Annotated in this window: 19 protein-coding genes; 16 read left to right on the top strand and 3 right to left on the bottom strand. The window is 69.2% G+C overall.

Annotation, left to right across the window (positions count from 1 at the left end):
- Positions 1-50: 50 nt before the first annotated feature.
- Complete coding sequence (locus D4766_RS03605; protein WP_120716217.1) at positions 51-341, top strand: 4a-hydroxytetrahydrobiopterin dehydratase; 291 nt, start codon at positions 51-53, stop codon at positions 339-341.
- Here D4766_RS03605 and D4766_RS03600 read toward each other — a convergent pair.
- The 3 genes from D4766_RS03600 to D4766_RS03590 form a co-directional block, all read right to left on the bottom strand.
- Positions 338-1,141, bottom strand: coding sequence for an SDR family oxidoreductase (locus tag D4766_RS03600; protein WP_120716216.1), 804 nt, complete (start codon positions 1,139-1,141; stop codon positions 338-340). The genes D4766_RS03605 and D4766_RS03600 overlap by 4 nt on opposite strands.
- Positions 1,142-1,203: 62 nt before the next feature.
- Positions 1,204-3,192 carry a S9 family peptidase gene (locus D4766_RS03595; RefSeq protein ID WP_199798099.1) on the bottom strand — a complete coding sequence of 663 codons (1,989 nt, stop codon included), beginning with the start codon at positions 3,190-3,192 and terminating at the stop codon, positions 1,204-1,206.
- Positions 3,193-3,347: 155 nt separating this feature from the next.
- A complete protein-coding gene (locus D4766_RS03590) occupies positions 3,348-3,965 on the bottom strand; it encodes a DNA-3-methyladenine glycosylase family protein (protein WP_120716214.1) in 618 nt (205 codons plus the stop codon).
- Between the two features lie 80 nt (positions 3,966-4,045).
- Between D4766_RS03590 and D4766_RS03585 the strand changes: the two genes are divergently transcribed.
- The 15 genes from D4766_RS03585 (at position 4,046) to murC (ending at position 19,735) form a co-directional block, all read left to right on the top strand.
- Positions 4,046-4,363, top strand: a complete 318-nt coding sequence (locus D4766_RS03585) for a 2Fe-2S iron-sulfur cluster-binding protein (RefSeq protein WP_120716213.1) — start codon at positions 4,046-4,048, stop codon at positions 4,361-4,363.
- Between the two features lie 83 nt (positions 4,364-4,446).
- Positions 4,447-5,469: a cysteine synthase A gene (locus D4766_RS03580; RefSeq protein WP_120716212.1), complete on the top strand. Its 1,023-nt coding sequence runs from the start codon at positions 4,447-4,449 to the stop codon at positions 5,467-5,469.
- Between the two features lie 31 nt (positions 5,470-5,500).
- Positions 5,501-5,851, top strand: a complete 351-nt coding sequence (locus D4766_RS03575) for a hypothetical protein (RefSeq protein WP_120716211.1) — start codon at positions 5,501-5,503, stop codon at positions 5,849-5,851.
- The gene (locus tag D4766_RS03570; protein WP_162935645.1) at positions 5,835-6,638 is read left to right on the top strand and encodes a motility-associated ABC transporter substrate-binding family protein; all 804 of its coding nucleotides are present in this window, start codon (positions 5,835-5,837) and stop codon (positions 6,636-6,638) included. Before D4766_RS03575 ends, D4766_RS03570 begins: the two co-directional genes overlap by 17 nt.
- 302 nt (positions 6,639-6,940) lie before the next feature.
- Positions 6,941-7,423: a division/cell wall cluster transcriptional repressor MraZ gene (locus D4766_RS03565; RefSeq protein WP_162935644.1), complete on the top strand. Its 483-nt coding sequence runs from the start codon at positions 6,941-6,943 to the stop codon at positions 7,421-7,423.
- Complete coding sequence (rsmH, locus tag D4766_RS03560; protein WP_120716209.1) at positions 7,420-8,367, top strand: 16S rRNA (cytosine(1402)-N(4))-methyltransferase RsmH; 948 nt, start codon at positions 7,420-7,422, stop codon at positions 8,365-8,367. Before D4766_RS03565 ends, rsmH begins: the two co-directional genes overlap by 4 nt.
- Positions 8,364-8,843, top strand: coding sequence for a hypothetical protein (locus tag D4766_RS03555; RefSeq protein ID WP_120716208.1), 480 nt, complete (start codon positions 8,364-8,366; stop codon positions 8,841-8,843). The genes rsmH and D4766_RS03555 overlap by 4 nt, the downstream gene beginning before the upstream one ends.
- Positions 8,840-10,561 carry a peptidoglycan D,D-transpeptidase FtsI family protein gene (locus D4766_RS03550; RefSeq protein WP_194955787.1) on the top strand — a complete coding sequence of 574 codons (1,722 nt, stop codon included), beginning with the start codon at positions 8,840-8,842 and terminating at the stop codon, positions 10,559-10,561. The genes D4766_RS03555 and D4766_RS03550 overlap by 4 nt, the downstream gene beginning before the upstream one ends.
- Positions 10,558-12,033 carry a UDP-N-acetylmuramoyl-L-alanyl-D-glutamate--2,6-diaminopimelate ligase gene (locus D4766_RS03545; RefSeq protein WP_120716207.1) on the top strand — a complete coding sequence of 492 codons (1,476 nt, stop codon included), beginning with the start codon at positions 10,558-10,560 and terminating at the stop codon, positions 12,031-12,033. Before D4766_RS03550 ends, D4766_RS03545 begins: the two co-directional genes overlap by 4 nt.
- Positions 12,030-13,487, top strand: a complete 1,458-nt coding sequence (locus tag D4766_RS03540) for a UDP-N-acetylmuramoyl-tripeptide--D-alanyl-D-alanine ligase (protein ID WP_120716206.1) — start codon at positions 12,030-12,032, stop codon at positions 13,485-13,487. Before D4766_RS03545 ends, D4766_RS03540 begins: the two co-directional genes overlap by 4 nt.
- 6 nt (positions 13,488-13,493) lie before the next feature.
- Positions 13,494-14,564 (top strand): phospho-N-acetylmuramoyl-pentapeptide-transferase, encoded by a 1,071-nt coding sequence (gene mraY, locus D4766_RS03535; RefSeq protein ID WP_120716205.1) that lies wholly within the window; start codon positions 13,494-13,496, stop codon positions 14,562-14,564.
- Complete coding sequence (murD, locus tag D4766_RS03530) at positions 14,561-15,910, top strand: UDP-N-acetylmuramoyl-L-alanine--D-glutamate ligase (protein ID WP_120716204.1); 1,350 nt, start codon at positions 14,561-14,563, stop codon at positions 15,908-15,910. Before mraY ends, murD begins: the two co-directional genes overlap by 4 nt.
- Positions 15,907-17,130 carry an FtsW/RodA/SpoVE family cell cycle protein gene (locus tag D4766_RS03525; protein WP_120716203.1) on the top strand — a complete coding sequence of 408 codons (1,224 nt, stop codon included), beginning with the start codon at positions 15,907-15,909 and terminating at the stop codon, positions 17,128-17,130. The genes murD and D4766_RS03525 overlap by 4 nt, the downstream gene beginning before the upstream one ends.
- A complete protein-coding gene (gene murG / locus D4766_RS03520) occupies positions 17,127-18,311 on the top strand; it encodes an undecaprenyldiphospho-muramoylpentapeptide beta-N-acetylglucosaminyltransferase (protein WP_120716202.1) in 1,185 nt (394 codons plus the stop codon). The genes D4766_RS03525 and murG overlap by 4 nt, the downstream gene beginning before the upstream one ends.
- A complete protein-coding gene (murC, locus tag D4766_RS03515; RefSeq protein ID WP_120716201.1) occupies positions 18,308-19,735 on the top strand; it encodes a UDP-N-acetylmuramate--L-alanine ligase in 1,428 nt (475 codons plus the stop codon). The genes murG and murC overlap by 4 nt, the downstream gene beginning before the upstream one ends.
- The last annotated feature ends 13 nt before the right edge of the window (positions 19,736-19,748 follow it).

Here is a 19,748-nt window from a genome sequence, read left to right as displayed (position 1 = left end):
CGCCCGCGTTAGGCCAAGGCCGGGCCAGCGACAAGCAAGGGAGACGCACCGTGGCCATCGCCGAACTGACCGAAACCGAACGCGGCGCCGCGCTGCGCGATCTGCCCGATTGGTCGCTGGCGCGCGAGGGCAAGGCGATCGAGCGCACGTTCACGTTCGCCGACTTCAGCGAGGCGTTCGGCTTCATGACCCGCGTCGCCCTGCTTGCCGACAAGGCCGACCACCACCCGGAGTGGTTCAACGTCTACAACCGGGTCGAGATTACCCTCACCACCCACGACGCCGGCGGGCTCAGCACCCGCGACTTCGCTATGGCGAAGGCGATCGACGCGCTTCTTTAGTTCCCGAGGGGGCGCGATGACTGCCGCGCCATCTTGCGCATCTTGCCCGGCATCCAGCGGCTGGCGAAGGCGGCGCGGCGCGCGGTCTTGCCCACCAGCGTATGCAGGCGCTGGCCGTGCACCGCATCCCATGCCGCCTGCGCGACCTCGAGCGGCGGAGTGATCTCCAGCCCGCCTTCGATCACGCGGCTGCGGATCGATTCGTTACTGCCCTGGTTGGGCGTCCGGTCGATCAGCGGCGTGTCGATGAAGCCCGGCATCAGGTCGCGAACCTCGATGCCGAATTCGGCCCATTCGGCGTCGAGCGCCTCGGTTATCGCGCGCACGCCGAATTTCGTCGCCGAATAGACGCTGGCGCCGCCGGTGCCGTAGATGCCCGCCGCGCTCGCCGTGTTGAGCAGGCAGGAACCCGGCGCGGTCTTCCTGAGGTGCGGCAGCGCGGCCTGCGCGCCGAACAGCACGCCCTTGAGGTTGATGTCGAGGCAGCGCTCGATCTCGTCGGTCGTGTTGTCGGCCAGCGATCCGCCGAGCGGGATGCCGGCGTTGTTGGCGACCACATCGATCCGTCCGCCCGCCGCGGCGGAGAACGCGTCCAGCGCCTCGTCCCACGCCGCGCGGTCGCGGACGTCGAACCGTTTCGCGAAGCTGTCGCCCGCGATCGCCGCCTGCGTGCCCGCCATGCCGCCCGCGTCGATGTCGCCGATGCCGACGAACCAGCTTCGCCCGGCGAAGTATTCCGCGATGGCGCGGCCGATGCCGGAACCGCCGCCGGTGATGAAGATCGCTTTCCGGTCCGCCATGTGCCGCTCTCCCGTGTCAGGAAAGCGGCACTAGCGCGGAAGGCATGCGATGCAAACGCCGGTCAGCCGCCGAGGCCATCGACGTAGGCGGCGCCCTCGACGACCTTCGCGGTCGATTGCGCCACGTCGTCGCCGATGGGTTCGGCCCGGCCGCCCAGACACTTCGCGAGGAAGTTCTCGGCGATCGCGTTGAAGGCGATGCTGTTGGCCGGCTTGGCGAATCCGTGCCCTTCGTCGGGGAACAGGATGTAGGTCACGGGAATGCCCTTGGCCTTCATCGCGCCCACGATCTGGTCGCTTTCCGCCTGGTTCACGCGCGGATCGTTGGCGCCCTGGCCGATCAGCAGCGGGCGCACGATCTTGTCCGCGCTGTAAAGCGGGCTGCGTTCCTTGAGCAGCGCCAGGCCTTCGGGCGTGTTGGGGTTGCCCATGCGGTCGTGGAACTGCTGCACCATCGGCGCCCAGTAGGGCGGGATGGTGGCGAGCAGGGTTTCCAGGTTCGACGGGCCGACTATGTCGACGCCGCAGGCCCACCGCTCGGGCGTGAAGGCGAGGCCGGCGAGCGTGGCATAGCCGCCGTAGCTGCCGCCCATGATGGCGACCTTGTCCTTTTGCGCGACACCGCGGGCGACCGCCCAGTCCATCGCGTCGTCGAGATCGTCCTGCATCGCGCGGCCCCATTGCAGGTTGCCGGCCGAGATGAAGTCCTTGCCAAGACCGGTCGAGCCGCGAAAGTTCACGCTCATTACTGCATAGCCGCGGTTGGCGAGCCACTGGTGCGCGGTGTTGTAGCCGTAGCCGTCGCGTGCCCATGGACCACCGTGTACGTAGACGACCATCGGCACCGGCGCGTTGGGCACGCCGTCCATGTCGGGATCGCTCCCCGGCGGCAGGGTGAGGTAGCTCACCAGCGTCTTGCCGTCGCGCGCCTTCACTTCCAGCGGGTGCATCGGTTGCAGCGGCGCGCCGACGAGGTCGGGACGCGCGGTGTAGAATTCGGTCAGCGTGTTCGCCGTCCGGTCGTAGAGCCACGCCTTCGCCGGCGAGGTCAGCGGATCGTTGGCGACGACCCACTTGGTGTCGTCGTCGGTCCGGCTGGTGACCGCGAACTCGCCGTCGAGCTTGCTGTCCAGCCAGTCGAGCGATGCCTTCACGTTCGGATCGAGCGCGGTCCATTCGGTCTTGAGGTAGTTCGCCGAATAGGCCTCCACCCGGCCGGTCCTGGGGTTGGTCAGCGAGCCGCCGATATCCGCCTTGGGGTTTTCCGCGATGACGGTCTTTGCGCCCGTTTCGGTGTCCTGCGCGATCAGCGCGGCGGTGTTCCGGCCGCGGCTGTCGATCCAGTACAGCGTCTTGCCGTCCACCGTGTAGCCGGCGGGCGATGTCGACAGCGCATCCTCCAGCGTCGTGCTGTCCGACGGCTTCTCGGCGATCTTCCCGTCGACGATGGGGAACATGTCCATCCCGCCCGCAGCGTTCGCGCGCAGCGCCATGCGCAGGTTCAGCGCATCGTCGGCGAGGAATCCGGCATATCCGCCGTCATTCTGCATGACGAGCGTGGTCTTGCCCGTATCGAGGTCGAGCAGGTGCACATCGTGGAAGCGTGCGTCGCGGTTGTTGAGGCCGACGAGGAGCTTGTCCTTCTGCGTCGTCGAGCCGCCAATGAGCTGGACGCGGGTCTTCTCGAACGGCGTCAGCGTTGTTTCCGCGCCGGTCGCCACGTCCACGCCGTAGAGCAGGAAGTTTTCGTCCCCGCCCTTGTCCTGGATGTATAGCACGCGCTTGCTGTCGGGCGCCCAGAAATACTGGCGGATCGGCCGGTCGGTCGCCGTGGTGATCGCCTTGGCCGCCGAAGGATCGCTGGCGGGCGCGATCCACACGTTCAACGTGTCGCCCTTGGGCGCGAGCCAGCTCAGCCACTTGCCGTCGGGGCTGAGGCGCCCGGCGCTGCGCGTGGGATTGCCCATCAGCACGTCGCGCGGGATCAGGGGATAGGATGCCAGCGTGGCCGGAACGGCTGCGCTGGCGGTCGTGTCGGTCGTGGTGGCCATGGGCATCTCTTGCATGGTTGTCGCGCATCCACCCAGCGCGAGCGCGGAGACGGCGATAAGTGCGGCGGTACGGATCGGTGACATGGTTCTTCCCCCTCGAAGCTGTCTTGCCATACTAAGACAGCTTGTCGCCGGGCGCAAGTTCGGTTCGGCGCCTAAAGCGCGGGGTTGTTGTAGCAGTGCCAGGTGAAGATGGCGATCGCCCCGCGGTGCGGGCGCCAGGGTTCGGCGAGCGCGCGGGTCTCCTTCTCGATCGGCCGTGCGTCCAGCCCGAGAATCTTGCCGAGACCCACCTGCACCGCTAGGTCGCCCGCCGGCCAGATGTCGGGGCGGCCCTCGGCGAACAGCAGGTAAATCTCGGCGGTCCAGCGGCCGATGCCCTTGATCCGGGTGAGTTCGGCGATCGCGTCCTCGTCGTCGGCGGGAAGGGCATCGAAATCGAGCGCGCCCGCGGCGACGAGTTCGCACAGGCTGCGCGCGTACCCCTGCTTCTGCCGGCTGAGGCCGCAGGCGCGCAAGGTGTCGAAATCGCGCGCCAGGATTTCGTGCGGGTCCATCGCCGCGCCGATCTCTGCCTCGAACTTGGCCCACATGCTCGCCGCGGCGGCCACGCTCACCTGCTGGCCGACGATGGCGCGCAGCAGGGTGACATGGCCGGTCTCGCGGATGCGCGGTTCGGGATAGCCCGCCGCCGCCAGCGCCCGCGCGATCGCCGGCTCGCGCCCGGCGACGGTATCGAGGCTGTCCCTGATCTCGTCCGCGCTCAATCCCACCGGTGGCCTCTCGTTCTTGCCAAAGATGCGGCGAGCCCCTAGCAGCCGCGCCGGATCGAAGCGACAGAGGAACGCGCCCCATGCCCAAGCTGATCGTCGTCAACCGCGCCGGCGAAGAGAGCACCGTCGACGTCGACGACGGCCTGACCGTGATGGAGGCGATCCGCGACAACGGCTTCGACGAGCTGCTGGCGCTGTGCGGCGGGTGCTGTTCGTGCGCCACCTGCCACGTCCACGTCGATCCGTCGTTCAAGGACAAGCTGCCGCCGATGAGCGAGGACGAGGACGATCTTCTCGAATCCTCCGATCACCGCGACGAGAATTCGCGGCTGGGCTGCCAGGTGCCGTTCACGGCCGACCTCGACGGCCTGCGCGTGACCATCGCGCAGGAAGACTGAGCCGGCGCGCCGAACACTAAGACTAAGCGCTCGCAAACCGGAATTGCATTGAAGGCGGATGGGGCCGGGCCTAGCTCGGAGCCATGCATTTACCGGTTCGCGCCAATACCCTTGACCTCATCGGCAACGCGCCGCTCGTCCGGCTCGCGGGGCCGAGCGAGGCGGCCGGCTGCGACATCTACGGCAAGTGCGAGTTCCTGAATCCGGGCGGCTCCGTGAAGGACCGCGCGGCGCTCGGCATCGTGCGCGACGCGGAGGAAAGCGGCGACCTCAAGCCCGGCGGCACGATCGTGGAAGGAACCGCGGGCAACACCGGCATCGGCCTGGCGCTCGTCGGCAATGCGCTCGGCTATCGCACGATCATCGTGATGCCCGACAACCAGTCGAAGGAAAAGATGGACACCCTGCGCGCGCTGGGCGCGGAACTGGTGACCGTCCCGCCGACCAAGTTCGCCGACTGCAACCACTTCGTCCACACCAGTCGCCGACTTGCGGAGGAGACCCCGGGCGCGATCTGGGCGAACCAGTTCGACAACACCGCCAACCGCAAGGCGCACATCGAGACGACCGCGCCGGAGATCTGGGAGCAGATGGAAGGCCGGATCGACGGATTCACCTGCGCGGCGGGCACCGGCGGAACGCTGGCCGGCGTCGGCATGGGCCTGAAGGACCGCGACGAGGCGGTGACGATCGCGCTCACCGATCCGCACGGCGCGGCGCTCTACAGCTATTTCGCGACCGGCGAGCTCGCCAGCGAGGGCAGTTCGGTCGCCGAAGGGATCGGACAGGGCCGCATCACCGGCAATCTCGAAGGCGCGCCGGTCGACACCCAGTTCCGCGTGTCGGACGAGGAAGGGCTGGAGTGGGTCGCGCGGCTGCTGCGGGAAGAAGGCCTGTGCCTCGGCCTGTCATCGGGCATCAACGTGGCGGGGGCAGTGGCGCTGGGGCGGCAGCTCGGCAAGGGCAGCCGGGTCGTCACGATCCTGTGCGACAGCGGTTTCCGCTATCTCTCCACGCTCTACAATGCCGACTGGCTGGCGTCGAAGTCGCTGCCCGTGTTCGACTGGCTGAAGGCAGGCGATGCGCCCGATCCGTCCGCAGATTGACTGGCGGCGTGCGTCGTTTAGCTTGAAGGCGATGGCGACCCGCCCGGACATTACCGACGATGCCGCGACCACACCGCTCGGCGGGACCCGCGCGCAGGCGCTGCAGCGATTGCAGGTGGGCGTGTCGCTGCTGGTCGGGATCATCCTCATCGTGGGCCTCGCCAACGTGATCGAGGACCGGGCCAAGCTCGCCGAGCAGCGGGCGGTGCCCGAAGCGGCCGCGACGGTGGAGGCGGTGCCGTCGGCCCCGGCGGTCGATCCCCTAGCCGATGCCGGCGTCACGCCCGATCTGCCGACGGAAGACGCCGCTCTGCCGGCCGCCCCCGCCGCCGCTCCGGCCCCCGCAGCGGGGGCAGGGGCGCAGGGTGTCGATGGCCGGTAAGGCGCGGCTGGCGCTCGCCGCCGCCGTTCTGGCGATCACCGGCGGGATCGCGGCATGGGCGCTGCCCGGGCGGGATGCCGAACCGATGCCCGCGGTCCGGCAGGCAAACGCGCCGGCGCTGGCCCTCTTCACCTCGCTGCCGATCTACTGGCGCGAAACCGACGACCTCTCGCAAGTGCTCGACGGTCCGTCGGACGGCGACGACGACGGCGATCATTCGGGGGAAGGGCACGGCGGCACCCACTGGGCTCGTACCGCGCTCGAGGCGGACTACCGGCTGGTTCCGCTCGATGCGCTCGACGGGGAGGATCTTGCCTCGCTCAAGCGGCTCGTCATGGCGCAGCCGCGTCCGCTCGCGCCGGCCGAAAACGTCGCGCTCGACGAATGGGTGCGTGGCGGCGGGCGGCTGCTGCTGTTCGCCGATCCCTTCCTGACCGAACATTCGCGCTTCGCGCTGGGCGACAAGCGCCGGCCGCAGGACATCGTCCTGCTGTCTCCTATCCTGAGCCACTGGGGCCTCGAGCTGCGGTTCGACGAAGACCAGCCAGAAGCCGTCCGCATGGTCGCGCTCGGCGGAGGAAAGGTGCCCGTCCGCCTGCCGGGCACGCTCGCCCGTATCGAGGGCGGGGTCGGCAGCGACTGCCGGATCGAAGACGGCGGCCTCCTCGCCACCTGCACGATCGGCAAGGGCCGGGCGACGATCGTGGCCGATGCCGCGATGCTGGAAACCGGGCGGATGGACGGTGCCAGCGCCCTCGACAGGCTTGTCCAACGCGCCTTCGACTGACGCCGTTCAACCGACCCACGGGAAATTGCTGGAAACCGGCGTCCGCCCGAGGGGCGGCGTGGAAAATCGCGCGCCCGACATGCCCGTTTGTCCACAGGGAAAACACGCGATTAACCGTGCTCTCCCGCATTTTCCCGCATTTTGCCCTTCCATCCCGGACGCAAGAAAGTTAATACCGCGTTCCATCGGACAGGCAGATTCCGTCACCGCCGCGACTCTCCGCAGCGGGCTGCCCGCAGCTGCGCGGGCGGCGACGGGAAAGGCGTGTCCGGTGGGGACTTCGATGCGGGGGATTGCGGCCAGTGGCGTCAGCGCCGTTCAACGGTTTCAGCGGACAGGCCTTTTCGCCGGCGGGCGACAAGGGTCGGTTCGTGCTGCCTCCGTTGTTCCGCAAGGCCGTCAAGGCGTCGAGCGACGGCGACAAGATCCTCTGCCTCGACAAGCACGCGCGGTTCGACTGCCTCGTCGGTTTCGGCCTGTCGCGGATGGACGAGCTCGAGGCGCAGCTCGACCGTGAGGAGCAGCGCGGCGGCGACGAGTTCGACCGTGACGTGCGTGCCCAGCAGCTGTTCGGTTTCACGCAGGTGTCGTTCGACGATTCGGGTCGCTTCGTCCTGCCCGACCACCTGCGCCAGCTCGGCCACATCGAAGATGCCATGTTCTTCCAGGGCGGCGGTCGCCAATTCACGATCTGGAATCCCGCCGAACTGATGCGGATGGACGACGCTTGGGCCGCCGCGAAGGCCGCCTGCACGCAGTTCCTGGCCGAGGGGAAGGCCAAGTGAGCGCGTCCCACATTCCCGTCCTGCTCGATGAGGTCGTCGCCGCGCTCGCCCCGCGCGCGGGCGAAGTGATCGTGGATGCCACCTTCGGTGCCGGCGGCTATACCCGCGCCCTGCTCGACGCCGGGGCGACCGTGCACGCGTTCGACCGCGATCCCGATGCCATCGCAGCGGGGGAAAAGTGGGCCGAGACCGCGGAAAACCCGCCCCGGCTGGTTCTCCATCCGCGCCGGTTCTCCGAAATGGTTAAGGCGCTCGCCGATTCGGGTGTGGCGCGGGTCGACGGGGTCGTCATGGATATCGGTGTCTCGTCGATGCAGCTCGACCGGGCGGAGCGCGGTTTCGCGTTTTCCGCCGACGGGCCGCTCGACATGCGCATGAGCCAGGACGGGCCGAGTGCCGCCGATTTCCTCAACGAGGCCGACGAGACCGCCATCGCCGACGTGCTCTACACCTACGGCGAGGAACGCCAGAGCCGCCGCGTCGCCCGCGCCATCGTCGCCGCGCGCCCGCTGGCAACCACCGGCGACCTCGCTAGCGTGGTGCGCAAGGCACTGGGCCATCATCCCGGTGCGCCGAAGGATCCGGCCACCCGCACCTTCCAGGCCGTGCGCATCCATGTGAATGCCGAGCTCGAGGAGCTGGAAACCGCGCTCGACGCTTCGGAAGAGCTTTTGAGCGAGGGCGGCCGGCTGGCGGTGGTGAGCTTCCACAGCCTCGAGGACCGGATTGTCAAGCGCTTCCTGCGCGATGCCGCGGGACAGGGCGGTGGTTCGCGTCACCTGCCGCAGGCGAGCGGTCCCGTGCCCACCTTCGCACGCGTGTCGAAAGGCATCCGCCCGACCGACGCCGAGACCGCGCGCAACCCGCGTGCCCGCTCGGCCACCCTGCGCCATGCGGTCCGCACCGATGCGCCGGCGCGCCAAGCGCTCGGGAGGGTCGCATGAGGGCCGCCGGCAGCCGCCTGCGCCAGCTCGGCTGGTTCGTGACCCTCGCGCTGTGCTTCGCGCTGTTCGTCGGGCTCACGTTCAAGGTGAATTCGGTAAAGAGCCAGGTGCGCCTCGCCGAACGGCAGATCGTCTCGCTCCAGCGCGAGAAGACGCTGCTCGAAACCGAATTCGAAACCCGCGCGAGCCAGCAGCAACTGTCGCAGTGGAACGCGGTCGATTTCGGCTACCAGGCGCCCACCGCCGACCAGTATCTCGAAGGCGAGCGCCAGCTGGCCGCACTGGGTGAGCGGCGCGACGTCGCCGCACCCACGCCGATCCGCGTCGCCCGGGCCGAAGACGACCAGACCGAAGCGCACTTCCCCGCGATGGTTTCGCCGCTGACCGGCAAGCCAGTGAAGATGCCGACCGCCGAAGCCTCGCTGGCCGACAAGCTGGCCGACGGTGGCGACTTCCTCGGCGGAGGCGACCAGTGAACGCGCTGACCGTCAGCACCGCGATCTATTCGGGCCGCGCCCGGCTCGTGACGGAGCGGCAGGTCTCGCTCGGCGTCGCGCGGATGCGGGTGCTGCTGGTCGCCGTCCTGTTCGCGGCACTGGCGTTCGCCGCCGTGGTGCGGATCGCATACCTCGGTTTCACCGATCCTGCGCGCGCGTCGGCCTCGTTCGAGGACGCCCTGCTCCCGCCGCGCGGCGAGATCACCGACCGCAACGGCGAGCCGCTCGCCCGCGCCTTCCCGGCCTTCGCCCTGTGGTACAATCCCGAAGCGCTGGGCGGCGGTAGCCCGCTGGTGAAGTCGCCCAAGGAAGTCGCACGCGAACTCGCCGCGATCTTCGGCGACATCGACGAGACCGAACTTGCCGACCGGCTGGCCAAGGGCAAGGCGGGGTACCTGCGCCGCCGGGTGCTGCCCGAAGAAGCCAACAAGGTGCAGGCCATCGGCGAACTCGCGCTCGAGCTGCCGCAGGAAACCGACCGCCATTATCCGCAAGGGTCGATGGGTGCGCACGTGCTCGGCTATGTCGGCGCCGACGGCAAAGGCCGGGTCGGCATGGAAGCCGTGCTCGACAAGCAATTGAGCGATCCGGCCACCCGGGGCCAGTCTGCTGCGCTGTCGATCGACGTGCGGGTCCAGGGCGCGCTGGAAGACGAACTGACCAAGGGTATGCGCGCGACCAACGCGCTGGGTTCGGCCGGCATCGTGCTCGACGTCGACACCGGCGAAGTCCTCGCGCTCGCCAGCCTGCCCGAATTCGACCCCAACCACATCGACCAGGCCGGCGTCGCCAACATGTTCAACCGGGTGACGAACCAGGTCTACGAACTCGGCTCGACCTTCAAGCCGCTGACCGTCGCCGCCGCGATCGACGCGGGCGCGGTGCGCGACATGTCGAAGCGGTATTCGGCGCGGCCGTTCCCCATCGGCGGCTTCACCATTCGCGACAGTCATCCGCTCGGCGACTCGCTCAACACCCCCGAAATGCTGATCCATTCGTCCAACGTGGTCACCGCGCACATCGTGCAGGATCTGGGCGCGGACCGGTTGAAGAAGACGATGGCCGATCTCGGCATGAACGAGCGGCCCTATATCGAGCTGCCGGCCAAGGGGTATCCGCTGTGGGCCAGCGGCAAGTGGCCGCTGCTGCGCGGCATGACGGTGGGTTACGGCCACGGCATCGCGGTGACGCCGCTTCACCTCGCGAGCGCCTATGCCGCGATGGTCAACGGCGGCATCTGGCGCCCGGCCACGATGCACAAGGTAGCGCCCGGTCACGCCGCCAAGGGCCGCCGCGTCTTCAAGGCGAGCACCAGCGCGCGGATGAACCAGCTGCTGCGGATGATCGCGGTCTACGGCACGGGTCGCAACGCCGACGCGCCGGGCTTCCGCGTCGGCGGCAAGACGGGTTCGGCAGAAAAGCCGGTCGCCGGCGGCTACAAGAAGAACGCCATCGTCGCGACGTTCGCCGCCGCGTTCCCGATGGACCGCCCGCGCTACGTCGTGATCGCCATGCTCGACGAACCGCAGGGCACGGTCGCCAGCAGCTTCCAGCGGACTGCCGCGTGGAACGCCGCGCCGGTGGTGGGCCGCCTCGTCCCGCGCATCGGCCCGATGCTCGGCGTCGCGCCCGACAGCACCCGCGACGTGGACCTCACCGATCTTGCGCCGCTCGTGCCCAGGGGACGCGGCGAATGAAGCTCGGCAAGCTTGCATCCGCCGCCGGCCTCGATGCCGGCGATGCCGCCGATGCGACCGTCACCGGCTTCGCGATCGATCACCGCAAGGTCGCCCCCGGCACCGTGTTCGGCGCGTTCGAAGGCGCGCGGGTCAACGGCGAGGACTTCATTCCTGCGGCCGTGGCCGGCGGTGCCGTCGCGGTCGTGGCGCGGCCCGGCACGGCCGTGGAAGGTGCGCTCCACATCGCCGACGAGCGCCCGCGCCGCGCCTTCGCCCAGCTCGCCGCGCAGTTCTTCACGCCGGTGCCGGAGACGATCGTCGCGGTGACGGGGACCAACGGCAAGACATCCGTCGCCGAGATGACCCGCCAGCTGTGGCGGATGGCGGGCATCAGCGCCGCCTCGATAGGCACGCTGGGTGTGACCACCCCGGACGAAAGCGTCTCGACCGGGCTGACCACGCCCGACATCGTCACTTTCCTGTCCAACATGAGCGGGCTGGCGCGCGAAGGCGTGACCCACGTCGCGTTCGAGGCCTCGAGCCACGGGCTCGACCAGTTCCGCAACGAGGGGCTGCGCGTCGCCGCGGGGGCGTTCACCAACCTCACCCGCGACCATCTCGATTACCACGCGGACATGGACGCGTATTTCGCCGCCAAGATGCGGCTGTTCGACGAGGTCGTGGCCGAGGACGGCACGGCGGTGATCTGGCGAGACGGCGATGGATGGGCCGATCGAGCTGAGGAGCACGCGCGGCGGAGGGGTCTCCGCGTGTGTTCAGTGGGCGGCGGGGGTGATCCGGAAAAGGGGATTCGTCTCGTCGCCCGCACCCCTTCCTCGCTCGGGCAGGAGCTCGTGATCGAGCATGCCGGGACGACCCGGACGGTGAAGCTGCCGCTGATCGGTGCGTACCAGGCCGCCAACGCGCTCGTCGCGGCTGGTCTCGTTATCGCGACCGGCGGCGATGCGGCCGCGACCTTCGATGCGATGGCGCGGCTGCAGCCCGTGCGCGGCCGGCTGGAGCGCGCGGCGCTCAATCGCGCGGGCGCCCCGGTCTATATCGACTATGCCCACACCGCGGACGCGTTGGAGGCCGCGATCGCGGCGCTGCGCCCCCACGTGTCGGACGATCCGCGCGGGCGGCTCATCGTCGTGTTCGGTGCGGGCGGCGACCGCGACCAGGGCAAGCGCGCCGAGATGGGCCGCGCCGCCGCCGAGCGTGCCGACGTGGTCATCGTCACCGACGACAATCCCCGCGGGGAGGATCCGGCGGCCATCCGCCGGCAGGTGATGGAAGGCGCGGTCGGCGCGCGGGAAATCGGCGACCGGCGGGCGGCGATCGCCACCGCCGTTAGCCTGGCGCAGGCGGGCGACATCGTCCTCGTCGCGGGCAAGGGACACGAACAGGGACAGATCGTGGGGCGTGGAGAGGACATGCGGATACTTCCGTTCGACGACGTGACCGTGGCGCGGGAGGCGGCAGCGGCATGACCCGGCACAATGCCCTGCGCGCCTGGCCGCGCGAGAAGCGCGACGGTTTGCGCCTCGCGCTGTGGACCGCCGAGGAAATCGCCGCGGCCACCGGCGGCACCGCCAGCGGCGCGTTCCAGTGCGCCGGGGTCGAGATCGACAGCCGCGACGTTCGCTCGGGCGACCTGTTCGTGGCGCTGAAGGGGGAGGCGACCGACGGGCACCGCTACGTCGACCGCGCTTTCGCGCAAGGAGCCGCCGCCGCGCTGGTGAGCGAGCCGGTCGAATGGCCGCACGTGCTGGTTGCCGATACGAGCGAGGCGCTCGCCGCGCTGGCCGCCGCTTCCCGCGCGCGCGCCGATGCCGTGCGGATCGGCGTAACCGGTTCGGTCGGTAAGACCGGGGTCAAGGAAGCTATTTTCGCCGCGCTCGACCGCGCCAGCCGCGGCGCGGCGCACCGTAGCGTCCGCAGCTACAACAACCATGTCGGTGTCCCGCTGTCCCTTGCGCGGATGCCGGGGCGCGCGAAGTTCGGCGTGTTCGAGATGGGCATGAACCATGCCGGCGAGATCGACGCGCTGACCGTGCAGGTCCGCCCGCACGTCGCGGTCGTTACCACGATCGCCCCGGCACACATCGAGAACCTCGGCAGCGAAGAAGCCATCGCCGACGCCAAGGCCGAGATCTTCGGGGGGCTGGAGGCCGGCGGCACAGCGGTGATCCCGGCGGACAGCGTCCACTACGACCGGCTGCTCGTCCATGCGCGCGATGCAGGCGCGAAAGTCGTCGCGTTCGGCCGCGCGGCCCATGCGCAGGCGCGGCTGCTCGACGCGATCCCCAGCGCCAACGGCGGTTCGCTGGTGACGGCCGACATCGGCGGCACCCGCCTCGTCTATTCGGTGGCGGAACCCGGCGATCACTGGATCATGAACTCGCTCGCCGTCATGGCGGCGGTGCAGGCGGCGGGCGGCGATCTGGCCGCGGCCGGCCTTGCCCTGGGCGAAATGGGCGGACTGAAGGGCCGCGGCGCGCGCCACCGGGTCGCGGTGCCCGGCGGCCATGCGCTGCTGATCGACGAAAGCTACAACGCCAATCCCGCCAGCATGCGCGCCACGCTCAAGCAACTGGGCCAGACCCCCGCAACCCGGCGGATCGCGGTACTCGGCAGCATGAAGGAACTGGGCGACTTCGCCCCCGCCATGCACGCGCAGCTGACCGAGCCGCTGGCCGACGCGCGGGTCGATCACGCGATCCTGGTCGGGCCGGAAATGGCGGCTCTGGCGCGCGAACTGGGGAAAGCGACCGGCGGCCAGCTTGTGCACCCCCACGGCTTCGCGCATTGCGACGGGCCTGGCGAGGCGATCGCGGCGCTCGAGGCGTTCGGATTGACCGGGGGGGATGCGGTTCTGGTGAAGGGCTCCAATTCGGTCGGCCTCGGCAGGGTGGTCGCGCATTTCGCCGAACGGGCGGGCTGAGGTTCGATGCTCTATCTCTGGGCCGAGTACATGCAGTTCGAGGGGCTCTTCAACCTCGTCCGCTACCAGACCTTCCGCGCCGGCGCGACGATCATGACCGCGCTCGTCATCGGCCTCGTCATCGGGCCGCGGATGATCGACATGCTGCGCGTGCGGCAGGGCAAGGGGCAGCCGATCCGCGAGGACGGGCCGCAGACCCATTTCGCCAAGCGCGGCACGCCGACGATGGGCGGCCTGATGATCCTCGTCAGCCTGCTCGCCGCCTCGCTCATCTGGATGGACCTCGGGAACCCGTTCGTGTGGGCATGCATCGCGGTGACCGTCGGGTTCGGCGCGATCGGCTTCCTCGACGACCTCGATAAAGTGCGCAAGGCGAGCCACAAGGGCGTGTCGGGCAAGGTCCGCCTGCTGATGGAGTTCGTCGTCGCGGGCATCGCCAGCTGGATCGTGGTCAGCCAGATCAGCACGTTCCTCTATGTGCCGTTCCTGGTGGGCAAGGGCATTCCGCTGGGGCCGTTCTACTTCGTTTTCGCGGCGCTGGTGATGGTGGGCGCGGGCAACGCGGTGAACCTCACCGACGGGCTCGACGGCTTGGCGACGATGCCGGTGATCATCGCCAGCGGCACGTTCGCGATCATCGCCTACCTCGCCGGACGGGCGGACTATTCGGCCTATCTCGGTATCCCGCACGTGCCCGGCGCAGGCGAGCTGGCGATCTTCTGCGCCTCGATCATGGGGGCGGGGCTCGCATTCCTGTGGTTCAACGCGCCGCCCGCAGCGGTCTTCATGGGCGATACGGGGAGCCTCGCGCTCGGCGGAGCATTGGGCGCGATCGCGGTGGCCAGCCACCACGAGATCGTGCTAGCGGTTGTCGGCGGGCTGTTCGTGTTCGAGGCTCTGTCGGTCATCATCCAGGTGTTCTGGTTCAAGCGGACCGGCAAGCGCGTGTTTCGCATGGCCCCCATCCACCACCATTTCGAACAGCTCGGCTGGTCCGAGAGCAAGGTCGTGATCCGGTTCTGGATCGTCTCGATCGTGCTCGCGCTCATCGGCCTCGCGACGCTGAAGCTGCGGTGATCACGAGCCCCGCCTTCTCGAGCAAACGCTACGCCGTCCTCGGCCTCGCGCGGAGCGGGCTGGCGACGGTCGAGGCGCTGGTGGCGAGCGGCGCGCACGTGACCGCGTGGGATCGGCAGGACAACGCGCGCGCGAAGGTCGACCCGGCGAACGTGCGCCTCGCCGACCCGCTCGAGATCGACCTCACCGGATACGACGGCGTGGTCGTCTCGCCCGGCGTGCCGCTCAACACCCACCCGATCGCCGCGCGCGCCGCGCAGTTCGGCGTTCCGGTGATCGGCGACATCGAACTTTTCGCCCAGGCCCGCGCCTGCCTGCCGCCGCATAAGGTCGTCGGCATCACCGGCACCAACGGCAAGAGCACCACGACCGCGCTGGTCCACCACATCCTCCAGACCGCTGGCGTGCCGACCACGATGGGCGGCAACATCGGCCTGCCGATCCTGGCGCAGGACCCGCTTCCGGAGGGCGGGGTCTACGTGCTGGAGCTTTCGAGCTATCAGATCGATCTGACCTACTCGCTTGATTGCGATGTGGCGGTGCTGCTCAATGTGACGCCGGATCATTTGGATAGGTACGCAGATTTCGACGCGTATAAGAGGTCTAAGCTGCGTCTGTTTGAGATGCAGTCTAACAATCATGACGCGGTCTATCATTTCGATGGGGACGAGGCGCGCGACGTGGAGCGGTCGCCCAACAGCGTTGGGAGCAGCTGGTTTACGAACGATCCAGTTGGCATGCTGTCGCGGCAAGCAGAATGGCCATCGCTGCAGGGCCCCCACAACATGCAAAATGCCGCGGCCGCCGTTGACGTTTGCGGTGCACTTGGCTTGGCGAACGATCAAATCGATCACGGCCTCCGCACCTTCACCGGCCTCCCCCACCGCATGGAGCGGGTCGCCACGCACAACGGCGTGCTGTTCGTCAACGACAGCAAGGCGACAAACACCGACAGTTCCGCCCCCGCGCTCGCGGCCTATCCGCCCGAGGGCAACGGCCCGCGTGTCCACTGGATCGTCGGCGGGCTGCCCAAGGAGGACGGGCTCGGCGCGACCGAGCAACACCTCGCCAACGTCAAGGCCGCCTACACTATCGGCGAGGCCGGTCCGCGTTTTGCCGAACTGCTCGAAGGACGCGTGCCCGTCGTCGTCCGCGCCGAGATGATGTGCGAGGCGGTGCGCGCGGCGATGGCGGCGGCGGTGCCGGGCGATGTCGTGCTGCTCTCCCCCGCCTGCGCCAGCTTCGACCAGTTCAAGGACTACGGACAGCGCGGGGACCGCTTCCGCCAGTTCGTCGAGGCGTTGTCGGACGACCCCGCCGCCAACCCCTGCGAGAACGCCGCATGACCGAGCGGCCCTACATCCCCCGCAGCGGCGCCAACCTGCCCGCGCAGGCCCGCCGGCCCGGCGGCTGGCGTGCCGACGTCAAGATCTGGTGGCGCGAGATCGACCGCGTGCTGCTCGGCCTTATCCTGCTGCTCATGCTGATCGGCACCGCAGCCGTGTTCGCCGCCAGCCCGGCGAGCGCGCATCGCCTCTCCACCCGCAACATCACTCTGCCCGAACTCTATTTCTACTGGGCGCACGTGCGCTGGCAGGCGGTCGGCCTTGTCGTGCTGTTCGCCGCCTCCGCGCTCAGCCGCGAGAATGCGCGGCGGGCGGGCATCCTGCTGTCGGCCCTGATGATCGGCTTCCTGCTGCTGGTCCCGGTGATCGGCAGCGAGATCAACGGGGCGAAGCGGTGGATCAACCTCGGCATCGCGGGCTTCCAGCCTAGCGAATTCCTCAAGCCAGGCTTCGCGATCCTGCTCGCGTGGATCGTCAGCTGGCGTTCGCGCGACCCGAATCTGCCGGTGCTTGCCACCGTGACCGGCATCATGGGCCTCGTCGCCGCGCTGATGATGCTGCAGCCCGATTTCGGCGGCACGATCCTGTTCGCGGGCGTGTGGTTCGTGATCGTGCTGCTGGCCGGCATTCCGCTGAAGCGCGTGGGCATCCTGATGGGGGCAGGGATGGTTGCGGTGACCGCGACGTACTTCCTCTACGACAACGCCCGCCACCGCATCGACGCCTTCCTCGGCGGCGGCACCGCGTTCGACCAGGTCGATCTTGCCAGCCGCACGCTTTTGAACGGCGGCTGGACCGGCACCGGCCTGTGGCTTGGGATCCGCAAGATGAACCTGCCCGAGGCGCATACCGACTACATCTTCAGCGTCATCGGCGAGGAATTCGGCCTCGTCGCGTGCGCCATCATCGTGGCGCTGTTCCTCGCCATCGTGGTGCGCGTGCTGACCCGGCTGGTGGACGAGGAGGACCTGTTCACGCTGCTCGCCTCGGCCGGGCTCGTCACTCAGATCGGCGGGCAGGCGTTCATCAACATCCTCGTCAACCTGCAGCTCTTCCCGTCGAAGGGCATGACGCTGCCGCTGGTCAGCTACGGCGGTTCGTCGACGATCGCGGTCTGTCTGGCGGTCGGGCTGCTGGTGGCTTTGACGCGGCGCAATCCCTTCCTCTACCGCGAGACGCCGGGCCTGAAGGCTCTCATCGCGAAGGAGTTGAACGCATGACGGGCGCGAGCCGCCATTTCGTCCTGGCCGCCGGGGGCACAGGCGGGCACCTGATCCCCGCCTTCGCGTTGGCGGGCGAGCTGCACCGGCGCGGCCACCACGTCGCGCTGGTGACCGACGAGCGGGGCGCGAAGCTGCCGGGCAAGCCCGACTTTCTGCCCGCGCATGTGATCCCCGCCGGCAAGCTCGGTAAGAACCCGCTGAAGTGGCCCGCCGCGATCCGGGCGATCGTGGAAGGCCGCGCGATGGCGCTGCGCCTCTATGAAAGCTTCGCGCCCAGCGCGGTCGTGGGCTTCGGCGGCTACCCGGTGTTCCCGGCCCTGCTCGCCGCCATGGCGGCCGAAGTGCCGAGCGTGGTGCACGAACAGAACGCGGTGCTCGGCCGGGTGAACCGCTTCTTCGCCGGCAAGGTCGATGCGATCGCCACCGCCTATCCCGAGGTCGCGCGCCTCCTGCCCAAATTCGCAGGCAAGGTGCACCTCGTGGGCAACCCGGTGCGGCGGGAAGTCCTGTCCTTGCGCGACGAGCCGTTCCCGCCGTTCGTCGAGGATGGCTTGCTGCGCGTGCTGGTTACCGGCGGCAGCCAGGGTGCCCGCGTCCTGAGCGAGGTCGTGCCCGATGGGCTCTCGATGCTCCCTCCCGCGCTGCGCCAGCGGCTGCAGGTGACCCAGCAGTGCCGCGCGGAGGATATCGACGCGGTGCGCGCCCGGTACCGCGAGCACGACATTCCGGCCGAACTCGGCACCTATTTCGAGGACATGGCCACCCGGCTCGCCGATGCGCATCTGTTCATCGGGCGTGCCGGGGCGAGCACGATCGCGGAACTGACCGCCGTCGGGCGTCCGGCGATCCTCGTGCCGCTCGCCATCGCGACCGACGATCACCAGGCGGTCAATACCCGCGAGATGGTGAAGGCCGGCGGGGCGCGGATGATCCGGCAGGAGAAGTTCACCGCCAAGGAACTCGCCAAGCAGATTCAGGCGCTCGCCCAGCGTCCCGAAACGCTCGCCACCGCCGCGCACGCCGCCTGGAACTGCGGCCGGCCCAGGGCGGTCGAGGACCTCGCCGATCTCGTCGAGAGCTTCGGCGGAGCCGAACTGATGGACGTCATCCGCGTGGGCGGCAACAACGCCCGCGGCGCCAGCCAGGGCGCGCCGGTGGGGCAAGGGGCCGCCGCATGAAAGGCGTGCCCACCGACATCGGCACCGTGCACTTCGTCGGCATCGGCGGGATCGGCATGTCCGGCATCGCCGAAGTGATGGCGAACCTTGGCTACGCGGTGCAAGGCTCCGACCTCGGCGAAAGCGCCACGGTCGAACGTTTGCGCCAACGCGGCATCACCGTGCACGTGGGCCAGAGGGCCGAGAACGTGGCGGGCGCGGGCGTCGTCGTCACCTCGACCGCAGTGAAGCGGACCAACCCCGAAGTCGTCGCCGCCCTGGAAAACCGCATCCCCGTGGTCCGCCGCGCCGAAATGCTCGCCGAATTGATGCGGCTAAAGAACACCGTCGCGGTGGCCGGCACCCACGGCAAGACCACGACGACCAGCATGATCGCCGCGCTGCTCGATGCCGGCAAGGTCGATCCCACTGTCATCAACGGCGGCATCATCGAACAGTACGGGTCGAACGCCCGGCTGGGCGACAGCGACTGGATGGTGGTAGAGGCCGACGAGAGCGACGGCAGCTTCCTGCGCCTCGACGGCACGATCGCGGTCGTCACCAACATCGATCCCGAACATCTCGACCACTACGGCGGTTTCGACGGGGTGCGGCGCGCGTTCGTGGAATTCGTGCACAACGTCCCGTTCTACGGCGCGGCGGTGCTGTGCATCGACCATGCCGAGGTGCAGGCGCTGATCGGCCAGGTGCGCGACCGCAAGGTCGTGACCTACGGCCTCTCGCTGCAGGCCGACGTCTGCGCGGTCAACGTGGTGCCGGAAGCGGGCGGCAGCCGGTTCGACGTGATCGTCCGCCGCCGCGGCGCGAACGACCAGGCCGACGATCGCCGCATCGCCGACGTGCGCCTGCCGATGCCGGGCAGGCACAACGTCCAGAACGCGCTCGCCGCGATCGCCGTGGCGCTGGAGATGGGCTGCGGCGACGACGTCATCCGCGAAGGCTTCGCGCAGTTCGGCGGGGTGCGCCGGCGCTTCACCCGGGTGGGCGAAGTGGCGGGTGCCACGATCATCGACGACTATGCCCACCACCCTGTCGAGATCCGCGCCGTCCTCGCCGCCGCGCGCGAGACCGCCGGGGCGAGCGGGGGGCGGGTGATCGCGGTCGTCCAGCCGCACCGCTTCACCCGGCTGCGCGACCTGATGGACGACTTCCAGACTGCCTTCAACGATGCCGACCGGGTCTACGTGACGCCGGTCTACACCGCGGGGGAGGACCCGATCCCGGGCACCGATTCCGCCGCGCTGGTGGCCGGCCTCAAGTCGCGCGGGCATCGTTTCGCGGCGCCCGTCGCCGACGAGGGCGACCTGGCGCGCGAACTGGCCGGTACGCTCGGCGAAGGCGACCTCGTCGTGTGCCTCGGCGCGGGCGACATCACCCGCTGGGCCGCGGGACTCGCCGATGCCGTGCGGGAGGAACGCGGATGAGGCCGCAGATCGG

It is taken from the genome of Tsuneonella amylolytica (assembly GCF_003626915.1).
GTDB lineage: Bacteria > Pseudomonadota > Alphaproteobacteria > Sphingomonadales > Sphingomonadaceae > Tsuneonella > Tsuneonella amylolytica.
This window is presented reverse-complemented; position numbering and strand designations above follow the sequence as displayed.